This window comes from Mesorhizobium sp. RCAM 06353 (assembly GCF_059683585.1).
This window is the reverse complement of sequence record NZ_CM185031.1, coordinates 6,706,218-6,725,424: the sequence shown is the minus strand read 5'-3', so window position 1 is coordinate 6,725,424 and position 19,207 is coordinate 6,706,218. Positions and strand designations below refer to the sequence as shown.

Genomic DNA, 19,207 nt, shown 5'->3' with positions numbered 1-19,207 from the left:
TACAACCCCTAGATGGCTACGGCTAGGGTTTGCCGCGGCATCAACCGACAACCGCATGCTCGTCTTGTTACGGGAGACTTGTATAAGCCCGTCATGGGCTGGGCAGGCCAGTAAGCACACCGAGATTTTGTTAAAAACGTACAATCGAATGACCTTGAACCAGCGAATTCAACGGAATTATTGAAGGGTATCTGGTTGCGTGAGGGCTGCCATTGTGGACTAGGACGGACAATTCTCCGCTTGTGATTTCGACATCGTGCGGGAGGCCTTCAGGAAGTCGGTTGCTGAGCTAAACCTGACAGAGCAGATTTGGCCGCTACTCGCCCACGCCAAGGCGGCGGCTATGTCAGTGAAGGCGGAAGTTTCTGCTTCGAGTGTCCGCCAATGGCGCAACTTGATCGTTCAGATCGACGAGAAGAATGGCAAAAATTCAAGCCTTTAGAGTAGCGACGTCGCCGCCGCGTAGCGGCAACAAAGGTTCTGCCAGCTACTGCGCCCCTGATGTCCATTCGGGCAGTGGCGCAAGGCTGCGATTGAACTGCTTCCACCACATGGACTCGTCTACCTCGCAGCAGGCGCGAAGCATAGCGTGCGCCTTCTCGAAAGCCTGGGTGGCGAGATCGTCGAACGTCATATGCGCGTCGTACGGCACGGACACCACCAGTTCCTGACCGGTCTGTGCCCCGCCTTCGTCGACTTGAAGATAAAGCCAAACGACGAATTGCGCGCCGCGGCCGCTCGCGTCCGCATTGCCGATCTTGATCCGGTCGATACCTGCTGCAGTGACTTTCATGCGGAGGCCCCTTCATTTGGTTGGATTCGCACTGAATCCAAGAAGTCCGCAGCAATCAGAAAGGTTCCGGGACCGTTGTCCCTATGGTGAAGTATTGATAAAGAGGTGGTGAGGCAGCCCTATCCTCCGTATGAATCTCACATCGGTTGGTGCGCGCCGAGCCGAGGCCTGCGCGTCCTGCGAATAGTAATTCATCCTTGATGTTGGAATGCGTCGGCGCCATTCGTCCTTGGAACAGCCCTATCATATCCTCCAAGGAAGGAAGAATTGGCCATGGCTACTGAAACGAATCCTTCGCATGAAGGCCTCCAATCCGCGACACTCTCGACGACTAGACGGCACCGCTCGGAAACGGCGGGATCGTGGATACTAAGAGGAGCAAGAAGACTTTCTGGTCCGATTTCTGGCTCGTGAAACCAGCATTACCGAGACGCAGGCTCGGAAGTTGATCGATATGGTTGGCAACGATCGTGCCTCACTGCTGCGCGAAGCGAGAATTTTGAAAGCGCAGCGTTGAGGCCGGAACTTGAGCCTGGACGCGTGAAGCACAAGAGCGGCTGTGGGATCGGCGTTGAGTGTCTGGGTGTCATGCCGCCGCGGTGACTGGTGATTGCCGAGACTCGAGCGGCCTCCTTATCCTCCAGAGGAGGGCTTTCGAAAGGCGTCGAATAGAGCGGGATGACGATACGGGAGGTGGGATTTGATTTGAATTTAAGTGCTGCCCGCTTGGCTGAACACAACCGTGCCATCATCCTTGCGAACTTCAACCGCTACGACACCTTCCAGATTCCTCTTGGAAAAATTCGCTGACGCGTGGTCCCGTGCGGCCTTCTCGGCGTCAAACATTTCTTTTTCGACGATGCCCTGTTTGCCGTACCAGATTAGTGTGTAAGACAATTTGAGCGTTCCTTTTCTCAGCAGTATTCCCGTGGTCTGGGCCAGTGTCGAACTGAGGCGATATGACAGTACGCTTTGGGCGGGATATCACAAGTTCGGCGATCGGGTTGTATCAGCCGGAAATTTGAAACCGGCTGCGCATCCAGTTTTGATGTATCCTGCCTGGGACTTGCTGACGAATTGATAGAGGGACGGCTACCCGGATTACAATGAATCCTTGCCGCCTTGAGACCGACTTCGGGTTCACACAACCTCGAACTGAGGAAACCGGCGCGGAAGGCTTTGGACGGCTCTATGCCTATTTTTTCAGTGAGACATTCAACCGTATATGATTATAGGCGACCGGTACGATTTGGCGAACACCGGCTGATGTTCAGGCCGCGCGACAGCTTCGACCAACGGCTTCTCGCGCATGCCCTGGTCATCGAGCCGGAACCAAAAGAGATCCGCTGGATCCACGACGTTTTCGGCAACTGCGTTGCGGTGATCGATTTCGTTGGGTCTGCCAAACGGCTTCACTTCGAAACCTTTATACGGCTTGATCATACGCCTCAGCAGACACCGGATTTCCGCATCGACGAGGCAGCACTCAGCTATCCGTTTTCCTACGACCCTGACGAGGCGCTCGACCTATCTCAAACCATCGAATGCCATCACCCAGACCAAGACGACGAGATCGGAAAATGGGCGCGCCAGTTCCTGAGCGCCGCCGGGCGGAACGAGACAGGCAGATTGTTGATGACACTTTGCTACGCCATTCACGAAAGCTTTGTGTATTCCCGTCGGACTGAACCTGGGACGCAGCCGCCTCTGGTCACGCTCCATCTGAGGCGGGGCACGTGCCGTGACTTTGCGCTTTTTATGATGGAAGCAGTCCGATCACTTGGCTTCGCTGCGCGCTTTGTTACGGGGTATGTCTATGTCCCCACCCGTGATAGTGCGGATGTGCGGGGCGGGGGCTCGACGCATGCCTGGTGCCAAGTCTATCTGCCCGGAGCCGGTTGGGTCGAGTTCGATCCGACCAACGGCATTGTCGGCAACCGGGAACTAATTAGGGTGGCAGTCGCTCGGCATCCAAGACAGGCCATCCCGCTTTTTGGCAGCTACTCTGGGCCTGCATCGAGTTTTGTCGGGATGAACGTCGAGGTGAAAGTCACCAAGGAGATAGAGCAGGCCCAACTTCCCGCTCTTTGATTTTCTTGCGGAACCGTTTGGCCGATGCGGAGTTTGCCCGGCTCTTGAGCAAAGCATTGGAGCTAGGATGCGGATTCGCGCAGGCTACAACCTCACCTATGACTGTCCGCAGCCAACACCGATGCGGCTGGTGCTTGAAGTTCACCCGTCGCGTCGGGTCGACCTGTTGACGAAGCAGGTCATCGGTTTTGATCGGCCTATCGAGGCCAGGGGCTACGTCGACGGTTTTGGCAACGCATGCACGAGAATCGAAGCGCCTGCCGGTCTCACAACGATCTCAACCGTCTTTGAGATCTATGATAGCGGCAAACCTGATGTTGTTGCCCGCGATGCCGTTCAACACGATATCAAGGAACTGCCGGACGAAGTGCTGAAGTTTCTTCTTGGTAGTCGGTACTGCGACACCGATCGCCTGGGCGATTTCGCCTGGGCTACTTTTGGCATCACGAAATCTGGCTGGTCTCGGGTGCAGGGCATCTGCGATTTCGTACACAATCACATCGCGTTCAATTACCAAAATGCCGATGCGTTGCGCACCGCGCATGGCGGCTTCACCGATCGGACTGGCGTCTGCCGCGACTTCGCCCATCTGGCAATTACTTTGTGCCGCTGCATGAACATTCCCGCGCGCTACTGCACCGGTTATCTCGGGGACATCGGAATCCCGCCGGTGCCGGATCCGATGGACTTCAGCGCCTGGTTCGAAGTCTATCTCGGCGGTCATTGGTTCACATTCGACGCGCGCCACAACCATCCTCGCATCGGGAGGATCCTGATGGCGACCGGCCGGGACGCTACTGACGTTGCCCTCTCAACGAGTTTTGGTCCCTCGAGATTGGCGCGGTTCGAAGTTATTGCCGATGAGATTGGGGGGTTAGGCGCTGATAGCGACGCAATCTCGATCAGCCGGCGCCTGGCCGTCTTGCCGGAATCCGCGCCGATCTCGGCCGTCGGGACGTGCGTCGAAAGGGGTGGCCTGGCCTGGTGATCTTCGGATTAGGAGTCTGAACCGCTTCAGCCGAGATGGTGGTAGCCTCGGAAGATGATCAATCCAAACCATGGGGGCCAGGGACGCGCGTGGAGGCCTTACGAGGTAGCGAGTAAAAGGCTGGGGTACGAGAAACCCCTGTACGGGGCTCTATTTCAGTTCGCACCCGATGTGGCACCAATTTGGTTGCAAAATTGGTGTAGCTCTTAACGAAATGGTGCCGCCTGGTGGGTGTTCCGTGACTGTGTGATGTCATAATGGTTACAACGGACCCTGCCTCAGGAATGTGCAGATAGAGGGCGGAATGCCTTGCAATTCAAGGCGTCAGCGGCTAATCAGACGCCCGTTGCTGCGGTAGCTCAGTGGTAGAGCACTCCCTTGGTAAGGGAGTGATGCCTGACCACGTAGAAGTGCGGCGAGGCTCAAGAAGCATCAAGATGCCCGCCAATCCGGGCATGCTACCTACGCCTTGCGGTGAAGGGTTCGTGTCCGGTTGGGCGGGTTCCACTCTCGCGCTCAACCCCCGCAGTGCTTTCGAAGTCGAAGAACTGCTGAATCGCGAGTGCCGAAGCGCCGCGGGACCAGACATTGTTGTCCCAGTCGATTTCGATCGGCGGCGGGGTCGCGAACGAGGATTCGCGGACAGTGGCAACGAGAGGCTCGATAAGCGCCGGACCAAAACGGACCGCTTCTCCGCCGACGATGACGACTTCCGGGTCGATGAGATCGATCAGGCCGCTGAGCCGACGACCGATCTCGCAACCGACTTCGCCAAGATAGTCCAGTGCGAGCCGTTCGCCTGCTTCGATGGCCTGCTGCAGGTTTATAGGGACCTTGCGGGAGCGCTTGCGGATTTCAATCCAGGCGCTCTCCATAGCCGGCTCGGAGAGACGCCGATCCCAATTCAAGCGGTCCTGCGTCGCAATCGAGTCATCGCCGTCCTCGACGGGGAACCCGATCTCGCCGGCCGCCGATCGCGCCCCGCGATGAATCTGGCCGTTGAAAATCAGCGCCGCCCCGACGCCCGTGCCTATGATCAACACCAGCACCGAACTGCGTCGCCGCCCGTGTCCGAAGAGTTGCTGGGCTATGGCGAACGCATTGACGTCGTTGTCGACCCAGACGGGCACGCTGATCTGCGACGCGATCATTTCCGCGATCGGCACGTCCCTCCATCCCAGACGCTGCGAGACCAGGCAGACGCCACGATTGACGTCGACCATGCCCGGCATCGCCATACCGATACCGACAAGTTTCTGCCGGCCCTCGCGCCGATCGCGCATAAGCATGGTCACGCCCTCCTTGACGGCATGGGCGACGGCCACGGGGCCGTGGTCGGGAAGCGGTAGTTCGCAGGCGCCTATCGCGCGGGTGGAAAGATCCGTGAGCGTGCCCTCCAGCCGACCCTCCGTCAGCTTGAACCCGATGGACCAATGTCTGGCATAGTCGATGCTGAGTGGTATCGGCCGGCGGCCGCCGCTGCTTTGGGTGCTCTTGCCTTCCACGACGATGCCTTCGTCGATCAGTGCAGCCGTGACGCCGGTCACCGCAGCTGGGCTTAGCTCCGTCATTGCAGCTATCTCGACCCGGCTTAGGTCACCTTCACGCCGAAGGCAGTTGAGTATCAGGCGTCGGTTCATCGCCCGTGTCGTATTTTGATCCGCCTTGAGTTTCATGACTTACTTCATTCTGTGAATTAAGTATTGCATTAGCGCACATGATGCCCTATGAAGGCTGACGAGATCAAGCCGCGTAACGAGTGGCTGCTCTCTCCCGGGGAGGGGTTCCGGACCGAGCTAACACGACTGTTGCCGCCCATGGGCGGCAATGGCAGGCGGTTTTTGCAATGCACGCCTCTTTCCGGCGAGGGCACGGAGCATCGCCTCCAGTTTGCCCGGACGGCGGAGCTGTGCGCGGAGGACAGACAGCTATGGCACCACAACTGAGGTCGTCTTCGCCCAGCATCCAATGGGCTACGGGCTGCGTTGACACGCACCAAACGTCGGACAGTCCGTCCGTTTGGGCGGATGGCGTGGTCACCCCCGACTTCAAGGGTTTTGGCGGCTGCTTCAACGAGCTTGGGTGGAAGGCCCTTTCGCATCTCGACGAAAACGAGCGCGGCGAGGTGCTTGGTGCGCTGTTCTCCACCGATGGCTGCGCCTTCAACTATTGCCGGCTGCCGATCGGTGCCAACGACTATGCGGAGAGCTGGTACAGCCACAACGAGACCGACGGGGACTTCGCCATGGAGACCTTCTCGATAGCGCGCGACCGGCAATATCTGATTCCTTACATCAGAGCCGCGCGCGCGGTGCGCGGCGACGACTTCCATCTCTTTGCGTCGCCGTGGAGCCCGCCGACCTGGATGAAGTTTCCGCGGGCGCACAACCACGGAACGCTGATCTGGGAACCGCGCTATCGCCACGCCTATGCGAACTACTTCGTCCGCTTCGTTAAGGCCTACCAGGACGAGGGGGTTCCGATCAATGCCGTGCACGTCCAGAACGAGCCCAACTCGGATCAGAAATTTCCGTCCTGCATTTGGACCGGCGCGAAGATGCGCGACTTCATTCGCGACGATCTGGGACCTGCCTTCGGGTCTGCCGGCCTTGATGCCGAGATTTGGGCGGGCACGATCGAGCGCGGCGACTTCAATGCCTGGGCGGGCACCATCCTGTCCGATCCGGCTGCGGCCGCTTTCGTCAAGGGGATGGGATTTCAATGGGCTGGCAAGCACGGCGTGCAGCGAACGCGCCAGGCCTTTCCAGACCTGCCGATTATTCAGACCGAGAACGAATGCGGTGACGGCGCCAACAGTTGGGATCAAGCCCACTACGCCTTCGACTTGATCCAGCATTACCTGAGCAATGGAGCCGAGGCTTACCTTTACTGGAATATGGTGCTGGAGCCCGGAGGCGTCAGCACCTGGGGATGGCGCCAGAACGCCATGGTGACGGTCGATCCCACCACGCGCAGCACCACTTTCAATCCCGAGTTTTACGTGATGAAGCACTTCGCCGGCCTCGTGCGACCGGGCGCGGCCGTATTGAGGACTGGCGGCCCGATGGCCGCAAACACGGTGGCTTTCCGCAACCTCGACGGCGGCGAAGTCTTCGTCGTGCAGAACGCGCAGGATACCGAGAAGACGATCACGGTCCGGGGCAGCCGTGAATCGGCAACTGTGAACCTCGCCCCCTTTTCTATCAATACGCTCACTCTTTGAAACCAAGCGGCGGGCGGCGAGCCCGTTCTCTAGGGAGGAAACCGAAATGAAAAAATTCTCAGGCTTGCCTATGCTGGGGGCAGCAACGCTTCTGGCGACGCTCTTTGCATCTGCGGCGTTCGCGGATGTGACGGTCCACGTTCTTCGGCCGGAGGTACCGAACACCGAAAAGGCTTACCACCAAAAAATGGTCTCGGACTTCGAGAAGTCGCATCCAGGTGTTGATATCGCTTTCGAATACATCGCCAACGAGGCTTACAAGCAGAAGCTCACAACGCTGCTGCAGTCGGATCAGAAGCCCGACCTCATTTTCAGTTGGGCGGGGGGCGTCCTCGCGCAACAGGCCAAAGCCGGCGTTCTCCAGGACATCTCCGCATCCGTCACCAGCGATTGGTCGGCGTCGATCGCGAACGCCGGCTTGTCGGCGTTCACGGTCAACGGAAAAGTCTATGGCATGCCGGTCAATGCGAGCGACGTGGTATTTTGGACCAACCTCGATCTCGCAAAGAAGGCTGGTATCGACCCTGAAAGCATCAAGACCTGGGACGATTTTCTGGCAGCGATCAAGAAAGCAAAGGAGGCCGGTGTCACGCCGATCATGGTTGGCGGCAAGGACAAATGGCCTCTGCATTTCTACTACGGCTATCTGTGGGTGCGCGAGGCCGGCAAGGACGGAATGGCGGCGGCCATGGGCGGCGAAGGCGACGGTTTCGCTTCGGCGCCCTTCGTGAAAGCTGGCGAGGACTTCAAGAAACTTGTCGATCTGCAACCCTTCGAGCCGGGCTTCATGGATACCACCTTCGAGCAGGCGACGGGCCAGTTCGGCGACGGCAAGGCCCTGTTTCATCTCATGGGCGATTGGGAGTACGGAACTGAGAAGCAGAATTCGGCCAGCGGCAAGGGCATTGCCGACGACAAGCTCGGCACGATCCGCTTCCCCGCGGTTGCAGGTGGGGCCGGCGAGGCGACCGACACGTTCGGGGGCATCAACGGCTATGCGGTCATTGCCGGAGCCCCACCGGAGGCGGTCGAATTCCTGAAATACATGACCGACGCCGAAAATCAGAAGCTGGCGGGCGCCCAGGGCCTCTTCATACCGATTGCCAAGGGTGTGGAAGAGAGCATTGCGAATCCCTTCTTCCGCAAGATGTCCGAGGCGCTCGCTGTCTCCAAATTCCATCAGATCTTTCTCGATCAGGCGCTCGGATCCGATGTCGGAGCCACGGTCACAGACGTAGCCGCGGATCTTGCCCAAGGTGTCGTCACGCCAGAGGCGGCGGCAAAGACCGTGCAGGAGGCCTGGTCCATGCGCTGATGGCTTCGGCCGGGCGCGAACTCCGCACCCGGTCTTTCAATCCATCCAGGGAGGATGAAAATGACCGAGCTTGCTGCGCCCGGACTGGCCCCGAGCATACGTAGTCGAGGGCGCTTCACCAGCCAAACCAGCGCACTGCTTCTGATGTTGCCGCCCGCGCTGGTGCTTTTCACATTGTTCGTGGCGTTACCTCTGTTCGACGCCGCGTACTACAGTTTGTTCAAGTGGGACGGCTACGGCACACCGACAGATTTCATAGGTCTGGACAATTTCAAGCAGGCCCTTGGCCATGCCGTCTTCTGGCAAGCGGTGCGCAATACGCTGATCGTGCTTGCGGTTTCCGTTTTCGTTCAGCTGCCCATAGCGCTGGGCCTCGCCTTGTTGATCTACGAGAAGACCCCCGCCAATACGCTGTTTCGCCTCATCTTCTTTCTGCCCTTCATCCTGGCCGAGGTCGCTTCGGGTCTGATCTGGAGTTTCGTATTCGACGGCAACACCGGGGTGGCTGCCGCTCTCTTCCATGCGCTGGGAATGGAGCCCGTTTTCATTCTTGCCGATCGCCACTGGGCATTCGCGGCCATTACGCTGGTCATCGTGTGGAAATACTTCGGGTTTCACATGATGATATACATCGCCGCCCTGCAGGGCGTGCCCAAGGAAATGCTCGAGGCGGCGCGGCTGGAAGGTGCTGGGCGCTGGGCTATCGTGCGCCATGTTCAGGTGCCGATGATCGCCTCGGCCATCGGCGTGTCGGTGTTTTTCTCCATCGTCGGCTCGCTGCAACTCTTCGACGTTGTGATCCCACTCACCAATGGTGGTCCGTCCAACTCCACGCATACGATTGTCACCTATCTCTACACGTTTGGCCTCACGCGAACGCGTATCGGCTTCGGCAGTGCGGTCGGCGTCATGCTGTTCGTTGCCGCGGTCGCTGTCGCCGTTCTCTACCAACGCCAGATAAGCAAAGGGAGCCGGTCATGAATGCGTTCAGATTTCTTCCAGCGCTTGGAAAAGCCGCCGTCCTGCTGGTCTTCACCGGTTTCGTGCTGGGACCGTTGACTGTCGCCGTCTTTGGCGGCTTCAAGAGCAATGGCGAACTCCGCGTCAATCCCTTCGGCATCCCGCAACAATGGGACTTCGAGTTTTACGCTGCCATGCTGGGCGATCCGGCGTTCTGGCGCTACATGGGAAACTCGCTGATCATCTCGCTGTCGACCGTGTTTTTGACCCTGATCGTCTCAGCGGCGGCGGCCTATGTTTTCGCTCAGATACGCTTTCTCGGGTCGAGAATGATGCAATCCTATCTGCTGGCGGGCCTTGTCTTTCCGTTCGCCACCGCAATCCTGCCGCTGTTCATCAAGGTGCGTGACCTCGGACTGCTCGACAGCTATTGGGCCGTTATCCTGCCCCAAACAGCTTTTGGTCTCTCGCTCTCGATCATGCTGTTCAAGACATTCTTCGAACAGTTGCCGAAGGATCTCTTCGAGGCGGCGCATGTCGAAGGCTGCGGCTATGTCCGGTTCTTCTGGCAATTTACGCTGCCACTCTCGACGCCGATTCTAGCGACCGTCGGGGTATTCGTCTTCGTTCAGAGCTGGAACAATTTCCTGCTGCCGCTGGTCGTCATCAACTCGCGGGAACTGTTCACCTGGCCGCTCGGAATGATGCAGTTTCGAGGCGAATATCTCGCCGAGTGGAACCGCACCCTGGCTTTCATATCGCTGACCATTCTGCCTGCGGTCGCCTTCTTCATCGCGGCCCAGAAATACATCGTTGCCGGACTGACGGGAGGGGCGGTCAAAGGCTGACCGGTTTTCGTGGGTACTAATAAACATAGGGAGGAATTCATGGCCGCCGTCGAACTTTCAAGCATCAACAAGACCTTTGGAGCTGTCGAGACCATACCCGACCTGACGCTCTCAATTCCCCATGGCTCTTTCACTGTACTGGTCGGTCCGTCCGGTTGCGGCAAGTCCACCTTGCTCAGGATGGTCGCCGGATTGGAAAGCCCGACGAAGGGATCGATCGCCATCGGCAATCGGGATGTCACCCACGAGGAACCTTCAAAGCGCGGCATCTCGATGGTCTTCCAGTCCTATGCGTTGTTTCCACACATGACCGTGGAACAGAACATCGACTTCGGTTTGCGGCTTGCCAAGGTGCCTCAGGCGGAACGTGAAGCTCGCGTCGCAGCCGCTGCTGAGGTGCTGCACCTCAAGCCGCTGCTGAAACGCAAGCCGGCGGCACTCTCCGGCGGCCAGCGCCAGCGTGTCGCCATTGGACGCTCGATCGTCCGTAATCCGGAGGTCTTCCTGTTCGATGAACCGCTTTCCAATCTCGACGCGGCACTGCGAACCCAAATGCGCGTTGAACTCGCGGATCTGCACAAGCGGCTTAACGCGACGATGATCTATGTCACCCACGACCAGGTTGAAGCGATGACACTGGCAGACCAGATCGTCGTGATGAATGCCGGACGTATCGAGCAGGTCGGGTCGCCGATGGAACTCTACGACGCGCCGAAAACCTTGTTTGTCGCCACCTTCATCGGGTCCCCGCGCATGAATTTGATATCGGGACAGAGCGCAAAAGCAGAAGGCGCCACCACGTTCGGCGTGCGTCCCGAACATATCGCGATAGACAGCGTCAATGGTATCTGGACGGGCAGGCTGCGTTTTGCGGAGCATCTCGGTAACGAGACGATCGCCTATGTGGAGTCGGATGTGGGCGAAATCATCATACGCCTCGCAGGGCACCACAGCCTCAAGGAAGGGACGCTGCGCATGACACCTGACCGGCTGCAGCTGCATCGCTTTGATGAGAACGGCCGACGAATTTCGGCTGTAAACTGAAACCCATTGCCGGATTATTGCTGATCCGAACGTTCAAATTTTGCCCCAGGATCCGCGCTTCCTGTGAGCGATACGCGTCGATTTTAGTAATCGACTCGGAACTGATCGAGGCGCGACTTACGCGGCCTGGCGTCTAGCGGCGAAAGCGCCGGGTGGTGTTCCGACATGTCGCGAAAAGGCCATGCTGAATGAACTGACCGACCCGTAGCCGACACGCCGCGCGAGTTCGGCCATCGCGATATTTCCCCTCACCAGCATGTCCTTTGCCACTGCCATCCGCCAAGCCGCTACATATTCCATGGGCGCGGATCCGACCTCGCTGTGAAAGCGGTCAAAGAAGGTGGAGCGCGACATGCCCGCTGCAACGGCCAGGCCTTGAACGGACAAACTCGCACCGGGGTCTGCATGGATCTGCCGCAGCGCCAAGGCAAGTTGTGGATCGGCAAGGCCACGGAGCAAACCGGGTTCTGCCATCGTGCTTTCGACGGAGCGCAAGGCCTCGACCAGCAGCAGTTCCAAAAGCCGCCCGAGCACCATGTCGCGGGCCGCACGATCGCTTTGCGTCTCTTCCTGGATCATCTGAACGAGCGCGATCAGGCGTTCCTGTGCGCGCACATGGATGACCGCCGGCAGGAGCGAAACGAGCAGTTCCCGGTCCGGCGAGGCAAAGCTGCAGTGGCCCACCAGGCACCGCACCTCGGTCGGTGCGTCCTGTTCGCCCAGGCGGAACATGCCTGGACCGGTCTCCAGCGGCAGGTGCGGGGCGCCGCTTGGCGGCGGATTGATGCTCGACATGGTGAAGTCGAAAACTTCCGGCACCAGCACGAAGTCTCCCGCTTCAAGGACAAGCGGCGCACGGTCCCGAATAGTCAGCAGGCAAGTGCCCTCGACCATGGCGCAGTAGAATGGACTTGCCATGTTTGTCCGCTCGACGCGCCAGCGGCCGCCGCCGTTAACAAGCTTGGCGATCGAGGGCTCCGGCTTGAGCAGCGCGACAACGCTGGCGAGGGGGTCAGTTGTCAAAATAGCCACAATTCGGACTTTCGCTAAAAGATTTCGGATTTTCGAATATAGGAAGTCCGGCGTTTTCGTCCATATCTCGTCGTAGCAACGACAGGAGATACATTAATGCCCAAAATTCTTATCACCGGTGCTTCGTCGGGTTTCGGTCTCGCCACGGCAGAACTCTTCCTTGCTCAGGGTTGGGAGGTCGTCGCGACCATGCGGACCCCGCAGGCACACACAATGCCGGTGCACGATCGCCTGCAAATCCTGGCGCTCGACGTCACAGATGCAGCCAGCATCGCGCAGGCCGTCGCAGACGCTGGTGTTGTCGATGCGCTCGTGAACAATGCCGGGGTCGGCATGTTGAACGTGCTGGAGGGCGTAGACATCGCTAAGGCCCGCGAACTTTTCGAGACCAATGTCCTCGGCACAATGGCTATGACCCAGGCTGTCCTGCCGGGCATGCGCGCGCGACAAACCGGAGTCATCGTAAACGTCAGTTCCAGTGTCACGCTGCGCCCGTTTCCGGCACTGTCGGTCTATAGCGCCAGCAAGGCTGCCATCAATGCGTTCACGGAAAGCCTCGCCCTCGAGGCGGCACAATTCGGCATCCGTACCCGGCTTGTCCTGCCAGGTTCAGCCCCGACGACCGCCTTTGGAAAGAACGCCGTGGCACGCATGGGAATGAACGTCCCGGCGCCTTATGAGGCTTTCGTGCAAGACTATTTTGCAACGATGCGCAACTCGACCGAGAAAACACAGGCTGACGACGTGGCGCAGGCCGTATGGCGAGCCGTGACGGAGCCGGATGCGCCGATGCGCCTGCCCGCAGGTGCCGACGCAGAAACAATCTTCAGCCAAACAACCACCCAGGCCGACGGCTGAGTGCACTGCTCTCTTTGACCCGGCGACCCGCTGGGGCGCCAAGAAAGGATGGCGTTGGTCACGGATTGGGCGGCATTACTGGTCTGGATGCAAAGGAAACCGAAATTGAAGCGCCCGATAGTCTCGAAGCGACGCGACGGCTAAGTCTCGCCTGGCTTCGCACCGCTCTCGACCTCGATATGGGCGCCTGGCCGGCCGCAATCGGTTCACTCGACGGACCAGCAAGCGCATTGGCGCAGGTAACGCTCGCCACCAACGCCTGAAGCCATGCCTGCCACTGCCGTCTTTCTCTCGCGGCGGTCAGGCCCGAAGTTGTCAATCGAGGAGTGTCTGCTTTCTTTTCGTTTGATCCAAAACCCGACAGTCCGCATCCCACCCCAACTGAGACATTCGCGACGTGGAACACCGTGACTATGCCGAGCCGCAGCGCGTTTTTTCCGAAAGTCCCGTGGCTTAGGCAGCTTGATCGGCATAGTCTCCGACTCGGGATGGGATCCCTATCCGCACATCGACCAGATCGAGATGAAGACACGGGATTTCAGATAAGCGCGTGGGATCGGATATACCCAATAGCCGCCGGTCGTGCGGAAAACGGTCGTTTCCGGGCACAAACACTGCTCTCACCTTATTTGCCGATATAAGCCGCCAGTTCGTCAGGCGTCCCCATTGGGAAGGCCTCTTTGAGATAGTTCAGAAACGCTGACACCCGAGCGCTCAGGAGCCGCTTGGACGGGTAGAGCGTCCAAAGAACAATGTCAGGTCCGTCGACCTCGCCCCATTCTACCAGCGTGCCGTCTGCGAGATCGTGGCTCACGAGCGACAAAGGTAGGCGGCCGGCGCCAACGCCGGCTCGCACCGCGTCCCGGACCATGACAAGGGATGATAGCGCCAGAACGGGCTCGATCATAATTGGGGTCGGGCCGGTGGCGGTCATCACCTGCCAGGTCAGTCGGTCGCTCGCCGATCGTACGACGGCGGGCGCTGTCGTGTTCCCCGTCGGCCGGGCGAGACCCGGGCTAGCGGCGACCACCAGTCGATCGTGCAGGAACGCCCGCCCGACAAGGGTCTCATCCGGATTGGGGTTTACCCGGATCACCAGATCAAACCCCTCCTCGATCATATCCACAGCGCGGTCATCCGTGGAGACCTCGAGCCGAACTTCCGGGTACTTCAGCGCAAAACCGGCGGCGATCTTGCCCATAGCGGTTTGAGAAAAAAGCAATGGTGCACTTATCCGCAGTTGGCCTCGCGGCCTCTGTCCGCCCGAGGCAATCGCTGCTGCGGTTTCGTCCAGTTCGGTCAGCAAGTGGCCTGCCCGTTCGTAGAGCGCCCGCCCTTCCTCGGTCAGTTTGAGTGCCCGCGCGCCACGCTCGACAAGTCGCAATCCCAGGCCAGCCTCAAGTTCTGCCACCCGTCGCGACAAAGTCGCCTTGGGGCGTGTGGCGGCCCGTGCTGCACGACCGAAGCCGCCGTGGCGGGCCACCAGCACGAAATCCGAGAGAGCCAGCAAATCCATCTGTTCCACCAATGAGACGTTGTGTCCAATATTAGCGCCTATCGCATCATCTGTGAACCACTCATATTCACGACAACAACCTACCCAACGGCAAACGTCTCACCCAACGAGGAACAAAGCCATGATCAAGTCCACAAACGACAATCCCCACGCCGCGCAGATCAAGATATTGGTTTTGGGGGCGACCGGGCCGACTGGCCGTCTCGTCGTCAGCCAGGCATTGGCACGCGGATATGAGGTGACGGCACTGGTCCGATCTCCCGAAAAAGCGGCGGACATCAAGGGTGTCCGGCTTGTTGTCGGCGACGCCCGCGACGAGAAGGCCATGCGCCAGGCCGTCACCGGGCAGGATGTCGTCATCAGTGCCCTGGGCACTCCGGCCAGCCCGTTCAAGCAGGTGACGCTGCTCTCGACCGCGACCCGCGCGCTCGTCAAGGCAATGAAGACGGAACACATCTCGCGCCTGATCACCATCACCGGGATGGGCGCGGGCGACAGCGCCGGCCATGGCGGGTTCCTGTTCGATAACGTGATTTTCCCGCTGCTCCTGCGCAACGTCTATGCGGACAAGAACCGGCAGGAAGCCGTCATCCGTGAGTCCGACCTCGATTGGACTATCATCCGGCCATCCGTTTTGAACAAAAAGGCAGGACGCGGCAATGTCCGCACTCTCACCGATCTGTCCGGCTTCCATGGCGGGACCATAGCGCGGGAGGACGTTGCGAAATTTGTCCTCGACCAGGTGCATAGCGACGCCTGGCGGCATCGTTCGCCACTGATTACATGGTGAAGCCCGTCACGCCCCATCGTCAAACCAGCGGCGGTAGCCGGCAACCCGTTGGCGCATAAAGTCGACGAAGGCTCTTGCCGCCGGGCTACGTTCCTTACCGGCGGGCATGACTAGACTGACATCCACGGCTGGTACGCTCCAGTCGGGCAGGACGCGAACAAGATTGCCGGCCTCGATCTCAGGCGCAGCCACATATCTCGCCGTAGCCGCGATCCCAGCCCCGTTAAGCACCATGCGATCTATTGCCTTGGGATCATTTGCGGTGAGCCGAGCGGTGGCCTCGACCTGGTGCTCCACGCCCCGTCCTTGTCGCGAAGCGACAAACGCCGGGGGAGACCATCGCCACGGGGGATGAGGAGCAGATCGTGGGTGCGCAGCTCGTCGATCGACCTGGGCCAACCGCGCCGTTCGAGGTACGAGGGTGCGGCGCATAACAGGCAGGCGATGATCGTGTCCCAGGGAGTGGTGTAGCTGACGGCTTGGTCGCCGCGCTCTCCGGCATAGGGCCGGGATGATCAGCGTGCCACGGCTGGCAGGCTGGTGAGAGGATCATCGCTCATTTGGCTGATGGTTTCCAGCGTCATGTAGCGCGCCCGCTGCACGGCCCATTCGTCATTCTGTTCGAGCAGGAGCGCGCCGACGAGGCGGACGATGGCGTCATCGTTGGGGAAGATGCCGACGACCTCGGTGCGCCGCTTGATCTCGCCGTTGAGGCGCTCGATCGGGTTGGTGCTATGCAGCTTGGCGCGGTGCTCTCTGGGGAAGGTCATGTAGGCCAGCACGTCGGGCTCGGCGTCGTCCATGATTGTCGCCAGCTTTGGCACCTTCGGCCGGATCTGGTCGGCGACGGCACGCCATTGCGTGCTTGCGGCTTCTGGCGTCTCCTGGGCAAACGCGGTGGCGATGAAGGCGGAGACGACACGGCGCCCGCTCTTGCCGGCATGGGCCAGCACGTTCCTCATGAAGTGGACGCGGCAGCGTTGCCATGTCGCGCACAGCACCTTGGTGACGGCCGCCCTGATGCCTTCATGGGCATCGGAGACGACGAGCTTGACGCCGCGCAGGCCGCGGCGGGTCAGCTTGCGCAGGAACTCCGTCCAGATCGGCTCGGCCTCAGACGTGCCGACCTCCATGCCCAGCACCTCGCGCCGGCCGTCCGCGTTGACGCCGACGGCGATGATGACGGCGACCGAGACGATGCGGCCGCCGCGGCGCACCTTCAGGTAGGTGGCGTCGATCCACAGGTATGGCCAGTCGCCCTCGATGGGTCTTTCAAGGAACGCTTTGACCTTGCCGTCGATCTCTTCGCACAGCCGGCTGACCTGGCTCTTGGAGATGCCGCTCATGCCCATGGCCTTGACCAGGTCGTCGACCGAGCGGGTCGAGATACCCTGGACGTAGGCCTCCTGGATGACGGCGGTCAGCGCCTTCTCGGCCATGCGCCGCGGTTCGAGGAAACCGGGGAAGTAGGAGCCCTTCCTCAGCTTCGGGATGCGCAGCTCGACGGTGCCGGCGCGCGTCTCCCAGTCGCGATCGCGATAGCCGTTGCGCTGAGCCGTCCGCAGCGGGTTCTTCTCGCCATAGCCGGCGCCGGTGGCGGCGCCCACCTCCAGCTCCATCAGCCGCTCGGCGGCAAAGCCGATCATCTCGCGCAAGATATCGGCGTCGGGGGTCTTCTCCACGAGCGTGCGCAGGTTCATCATGTCGTCGGTCATCGGTGGTTCCTTCGAATCAGGTTGGTGTCAGCAACCCGACCTTACCGGGGAACATCGATGACCGCCGCAAAGCCGCTCGCTCGCTACGGCGCTGTTGAGGGCGCGCTCGCGAGCGGCTTCGCTACCGCCGAGCTACACCACGTCCGGGGACGCGACCCAGGCGATTGCTCCAAGCCGTGTCGCGACCAGATTTGAATCGAGCATCGGACCCATTCGGAAGGCCACATCAGTCCGTTCTGCGACAAGGTCAACCGTCCTGCTCGTCAGTTCGAGAGACACATCGACGTCTGAAACGCGAGTGAAAACACAGGAAGAATTTCGGTCAGCACCTCCATGCCAAAGCCGATCCCAGCGGTAAGCGGCATGCGAAGTGCACGCTTGGGAAGGCATGGTCCACGTGTTCCCGGCAAACTTTGCCATGCCGGACGCCCGAGCCGCAGCACTCGACGCAGCCGCCTCGTTCCTCCGACCAAAGCTTCTATCGATCCACCAGTGAGACGGTGCGTCTACATTCGGCGGCTAGTGGGTATGAATTTGGGCCGTTAGATTGTTACCAGACTTAACAACCAACCAGGAGTAACCTCTATGACCATCCTCGTAACTGGCGCGACCGGCAATGTAGGCCGCAACGTTGTCGAACAACTTGTGAACCGTGGCGCCGACGTGCGCGTTCTGGTTCGCGACCCGTCCAAGGCCAATTTCCCGGCCGGCGTCGAAGTCGCCCAAGGCGACCTGCTCGACGTCGACGCGCTGCGTAGCGCCTTCTCGGGCGTGTCCACGCTGTTCCTGCTGAACGGGGTAGTGGCCGACGAATATACCCAGGCGCTCGTCGCCTTGGCCGTTGCTCGCGAAGTCGGCATCGAGCGGATTGTCTACCTCTCGGTGATCCACAGCGACGTCTACGTGAACGTGCCGCACTTCGCGGGCAAGTTCGGCGTCGAACGGATGATCGAGCAGATGGGCCTCAACGCCACCATCCTGCGCCCGGCCTACTTCATGGACAACGACATCACCATCAAGGACGTGATCACCAGCTACGGCATCTACCCCATGCCGATCGGCAGCAAGGGCCTTGCCATGATCGACGCCCGCGACGTTGGCGAGATCGCTGCGATCGAACTCATCCGCCGCGAACAGTCGTCCACGCCGCTCCCGCTCAACCGCATCAACCTGGTCGGCCCGGATACGCTGACGGGCGCTGATGCCGCGGTGATCTGGACAGACGTCCTCGGCCGCCCGATCGCCTACCCCGGCGATGACACCGCGGGATTTGAGCAGAACCTTCGACAGTTTATGCCGAGCTGGATGGCCCTCGACATGCGGCTGATGGCCGAGCGCTTCCTGACTGACGGCATGGTCCCGGAAACCGGCGATGTCGATCGGCTGGCCACCCTGCTGGGCCGCCCGCTGCGGTCGTACCGCGACTACGCCGCTCAGATCGCTGCCTGAGCGCTGCTGTCCACAACACCCAATCAAGGAACACACTATGATCTATTCAACTGCAACCGTTCCGGTGAACCCCGCCGGCGAGACCAAGCTCACGCGCGAACAGGTCTGGAAGGGCCTTGAGCTGAAGGCGCGTGATGCGCGCCTGTTCCTCCCGCCGGTCCTCTGCACGCGCTGCGACGTCGTGGAAGAGAGCGCGACCCACTTCGTGCGCGAAGCCACGATCGCCGGCGCCGACCTCCGCGAAATCATCACCCTCGAGCCGCAAAGCAAGGTCACCTTCTTCCAGGCGACCGGCCCACGCGAAGGCGCGATCATCAACGAGCTGTTCGAGGATGATGCCGGCGAGCTGCAGCTCAAGTTCTATTGCTACATCGGTCTTCGCGGCAAAGAGCCGAATGGCCCCGAGGAGCAGGCTGAGCAGACGCAGTTCGATAGCGAGGAGAAGGGCTACAAATCCGCCCTGCTGTCGACGCTGAAACGTACCCGCGAGCTGCTTGCCGCAGGCAGACTCTAATCCTCCGCCCCCCGATAGGAGAAAACACATGACCTACCTGGTCCACATTCAAACTCGGCAACTTGCAACTG

The 19,207-nt window shown here is 60.1% G+C and carries 17 protein-coding genes and 2 pseudogenes; 12 read left to right on the top strand and 7 right to left on the bottom strand.

Annotation, left to right across the window (positions count from 1 at the left end; all coding sequences use genetic code 11):
* Nucleotides 1-487: 487 nt before the first annotated feature.
* Together AC56QX_RS32415 and AC56QX_RS32410 are read right to left on the bottom strand one after the other, a co-directional pair.
* Nucleotides 488-793: a hypothetical protein gene (locus AC56QX_RS32415; RefSeq protein ID WP_497112615.1), complete on the bottom strand. Its 306-nt coding sequence runs from the start codon at nucleotides 791-793 to the stop codon at nucleotides 488-490.
* Nucleotides 794-1,504: 711 nt separating this feature from the next.
* Nucleotides 1,505-1,690 (bottom strand): hypothetical protein, encoded by a 186-nt coding sequence (locus AC56QX_RS32410; protein WP_096450488.1) that lies wholly within the window; start codon nucleotides 1,688-1,690, stop codon nucleotides 1,505-1,507.
* Between the two features lie 294 nt (nucleotides 1,691-1,984).
* On the opposite strand from AC56QX_RS32410, the gene AC56QX_RS32405 reads away from it, so the two are divergent.
* Nucleotides 1,985-2,884 (top strand): transglutaminase family protein, encoded by a 900-nt coding sequence (locus AC56QX_RS32405; RefSeq protein WP_497112614.1) that lies wholly within the window; start codon nucleotides 1,985-1,987, stop codon nucleotides 2,882-2,884.
* A 67-nt stretch (nucleotides 2,885-2,951) separates the two neighbouring features.
* Nucleotides 2,952-3,752: pseudogene (locus AC56QX_RS32400) on the top strand (transglutaminase-like domain-containing protein); the annotation flags it as partial.
* A gap of 578 nt (nucleotides 3,753-4,330) precedes the next feature.
* On the opposite strand, the gene AC56QX_RS32395 reads toward AC56QX_RS32400, so the two are convergent.
* Nucleotides 4,331-5,548, bottom strand: coding sequence for an ROK family transcriptional regulator (locus AC56QX_RS32395; protein WP_497112613.1), 1,218 nt, complete (start codon nucleotides 5,546-5,548; stop codon nucleotides 4,331-4,333).
* 356 nt (nucleotides 5,549-5,904) lie between these two features.
* Here AC56QX_RS32395 and AC56QX_RS32390 point away from each other — a divergent pair, with 356 nt between their 5' ends.
* From AC56QX_RS32390 to AC56QX_RS32370, 5 genes are read left to right on the top strand one after another with little or no spacing between them, the layout of a single operon-like run.
* Nucleotides 5,905-7,095 carry a glycoside hydrolase family 30 protein gene (locus tag AC56QX_RS32390; RefSeq protein WP_497112612.1) on the top strand — a complete coding sequence of 397 codons (1,191 nt, stop codon included), beginning with the start codon at nucleotides 5,905-5,907 and terminating at the stop codon, nucleotides 7,093-7,095.
* A gap of 46 nt (nucleotides 7,096-7,141) precedes the next feature.
* Nucleotides 7,142-8,410, top strand: coding sequence for an ABC transporter substrate-binding protein (locus AC56QX_RS32385; protein ID WP_497112611.1), 1,269 nt, complete (start codon nucleotides 7,142-7,144; stop codon nucleotides 8,408-8,410).
* A 54-nt stretch (nucleotides 8,411-8,464) separates the two neighbouring features.
* Entirely contained in the window at nucleotides 8,465-9,391 is a 927-nt protein-coding gene (locus tag AC56QX_RS32380; protein ID WP_497112610.1) for a carbohydrate ABC transporter permease, read from the top strand.
* The gene (locus AC56QX_RS32375) at nucleotides 9,388-10,218 is read left to right on the top strand and encodes a carbohydrate ABC transporter permease (protein WP_497112609.1); all 831 of its coding nucleotides are present in this window, start codon (nucleotides 9,388-9,390) and stop codon (nucleotides 10,216-10,218) included. Before AC56QX_RS32380 ends, AC56QX_RS32375 begins: the two co-directional genes overlap by 4 nt.
* A 39-nt stretch (nucleotides 10,219-10,257) precedes the next feature.
* The gene (locus AC56QX_RS32370) at nucleotides 10,258-11,262 is read left to right on the top strand and encodes an ABC transporter ATP-binding protein (RefSeq protein WP_497112608.1); all 1,005 of its coding nucleotides are present in this window, start codon (nucleotides 10,258-10,260) and stop codon (nucleotides 11,260-11,262) included.
* Nucleotides 11,263-11,379: 117 nt separating this feature from the next.
* Here AC56QX_RS32370 and AC56QX_RS32365 read toward each other — a convergent pair whose 3' ends face one another.
* A complete protein-coding gene (locus AC56QX_RS32365; RefSeq protein ID WP_497112607.1) occupies nucleotides 11,380-12,285 on the bottom strand; it encodes a helix-turn-helix domain-containing protein in 906 nt (301 codons plus the stop codon).
* 105 nt (nucleotides 12,286-12,390) lie between these two features.
* On the opposite strand from AC56QX_RS32365, the gene AC56QX_RS32360 reads away from it, so the two are divergent.
* The gene (locus tag AC56QX_RS32360) at nucleotides 12,391-13,152 is read left to right on the top strand and encodes an SDR family oxidoreductase (protein WP_497112606.1); all 762 of its coding nucleotides are present in this window, start codon (nucleotides 12,391-12,393) and stop codon (nucleotides 13,150-13,152) included.
* Between the two features lie 50 nt (nucleotides 13,153-13,202).
* Nucleotides 13,203-13,415, top strand: a pseudogene (locus tag AC56QX_RS32355) (alpha/beta hydrolase family protein); the annotation flags it as partial.
* 362 nt (nucleotides 13,416-13,777) lie between these two features.
* On the opposite strand, the gene AC56QX_RS32350 reads toward AC56QX_RS32355, so the two are convergent.
* Nucleotides 13,778-14,668 carry a LysR family transcriptional regulator gene (locus tag AC56QX_RS32350; protein WP_497112605.1) on the bottom strand — a complete coding sequence of 297 codons (891 nt, stop codon included), beginning with the start codon at nucleotides 14,666-14,668 and terminating at the stop codon, nucleotides 13,778-13,780.
* A 121-nt stretch (nucleotides 14,669-14,789) separates the two neighbouring features.
* Between AC56QX_RS32350 and AC56QX_RS32345 the strand changes: the two genes are divergently transcribed.
* A complete protein-coding gene (locus AC56QX_RS32345; RefSeq protein WP_497112604.1) occupies nucleotides 14,790-15,458 on the top strand; it encodes an NAD(P)-dependent oxidoreductase in 669 nt (222 codons plus the stop codon).
* Between the two features lie 6 nt (nucleotides 15,459-15,464).
* On the opposite strand, the gene AC56QX_RS32340 is transcribed toward AC56QX_RS32345, so the two are convergent.
* Both AC56QX_RS32340 and AC56QX_RS32335 read right to left on the bottom strand, forming a co-directional pair.
* Nucleotides 15,465-15,890, bottom strand: coding sequence for a LysR substrate-binding domain-containing protein (locus tag AC56QX_RS32340; RefSeq protein WP_497112603.1), 426 nt, complete (start codon nucleotides 15,888-15,890; stop codon nucleotides 15,465-15,467).
* 83 nt (nucleotides 15,891-15,973) lie between these two features.
* The gene (locus AC56QX_RS32335) at nucleotides 15,974-17,173 is read right to left on the bottom strand and encodes an IS256 family transposase (protein WP_497112602.1); all 1,200 of its coding nucleotides are present in this window, start codon (nucleotides 17,171-17,173) and stop codon (nucleotides 15,974-15,976) included.
* Between the two features lie 585 nt (nucleotides 17,174-17,758).
* Here AC56QX_RS32335 and AC56QX_RS32330 point away from each other — a divergent pair.
* A complete protein-coding gene (locus AC56QX_RS32330) occupies nucleotides 17,759-18,622 on the top strand; it encodes an SDR family oxidoreductase (RefSeq protein ID WP_497112601.1) in 864 nt (287 codons plus the stop codon).
* Between the two features lie 37 nt (nucleotides 18,623-18,659).
* The gene (locus AC56QX_RS32325; RefSeq protein ID WP_497112600.1) at nucleotides 18,660-19,136 is read left to right on the top strand and encodes an AtaL-like protein; all 477 of its coding nucleotides are present in this window, start codon (nucleotides 18,660-18,662) and stop codon (nucleotides 19,134-19,136) included.
* Nucleotides 19,137-19,207 lie beyond the last annotated feature (71 nt).

Coding starts and splice junctions, on each gene's coding strand:
- AC56QX_RS32415 (WP_497112615.1), bottom strand. CDS start 793: ATGAAAGTCACTGCAGCAGGTATCGACCGGATCAAGATCGGCAATGCG.
- AC56QX_RS32405 (WP_497112614.1), top strand. CDS start 1,985: ATGCCTATTTTTTCAGTGAGACATTCAACCGTATATGATTATAGGCGA.
- AC56QX_RS32395 (WP_497112613.1), bottom strand. CDS start 5,548: ATGAAACTCAAGGCGGATCAAAATACGACACGGGCGATGAACCGACGC.
- AC56QX_RS32385 (WP_497112611.1), top strand. CDS start 7,142: ATGAAAAAATTCTCAGGCTTGCCTATGCTGGGGGCAGCAACGCTTCTG.
- AC56QX_RS32380 (WP_497112610.1), top strand. CDS start 8,465: ATGAAAATGACCGAGCTTGCTGCGCCCGGACTGGCCCCGAGCATACGT.
- AC56QX_RS32375 (WP_497112609.1), top strand. CDS start 9,388: ATGAATGCGTTCAGATTTCTTCCAGCGCTTGGAAAAGCCGCCGTCCTG.
- AC56QX_RS32370 (WP_497112608.1), top strand. CDS start 10,258: ATGGCCGCCGTCGAACTTTCAAGCATCAACAAGACCTTTGGAGCTGTC.
- AC56QX_RS32360 (WP_497112606.1), top strand. CDS start 12,391: ATGCCCAAAATTCTTATCACCGGTGCTTCGTCGGGTTTCGGTCTCGCC.
- AC56QX_RS32350 (WP_497112605.1), bottom strand. CDS start 14,668: ATGGATTTGCTGGCTCTCTCGGATTTCGTGCTGGTGGCCCGCCACGGC.
- AC56QX_RS32345 (WP_497112604.1), top strand. CDS start 14,790: ATGATCAAGTCCACAAACGACAATCCCCACGCCGCGCAGATCAAGATA.
- AC56QX_RS32340 (WP_497112603.1), bottom strand. CDS start 15,890: ATGCGCCGCACCCTCGTACCTCGAACGGCGCGGTTGGCCCAGGTCGAT.
- AC56QX_RS32335 (WP_497112602.1), bottom strand. CDS start 17,173: ATGACCGACGACATGATGAACCTGCGCACGCTCGTGGAGAAGACCCCC.
- AC56QX_RS32330 (WP_497112601.1), top strand. CDS start 17,759: ATGACCATCCTCGTAACTGGCGCGACCGGCAATGTAGGCCGCAACGTT.
- AC56QX_RS32325 (WP_497112600.1), top strand. CDS start 18,660: ATGATCTATTCAACTGCAACCGTTCCGGTGAACCCCGCCGGCGAGACC.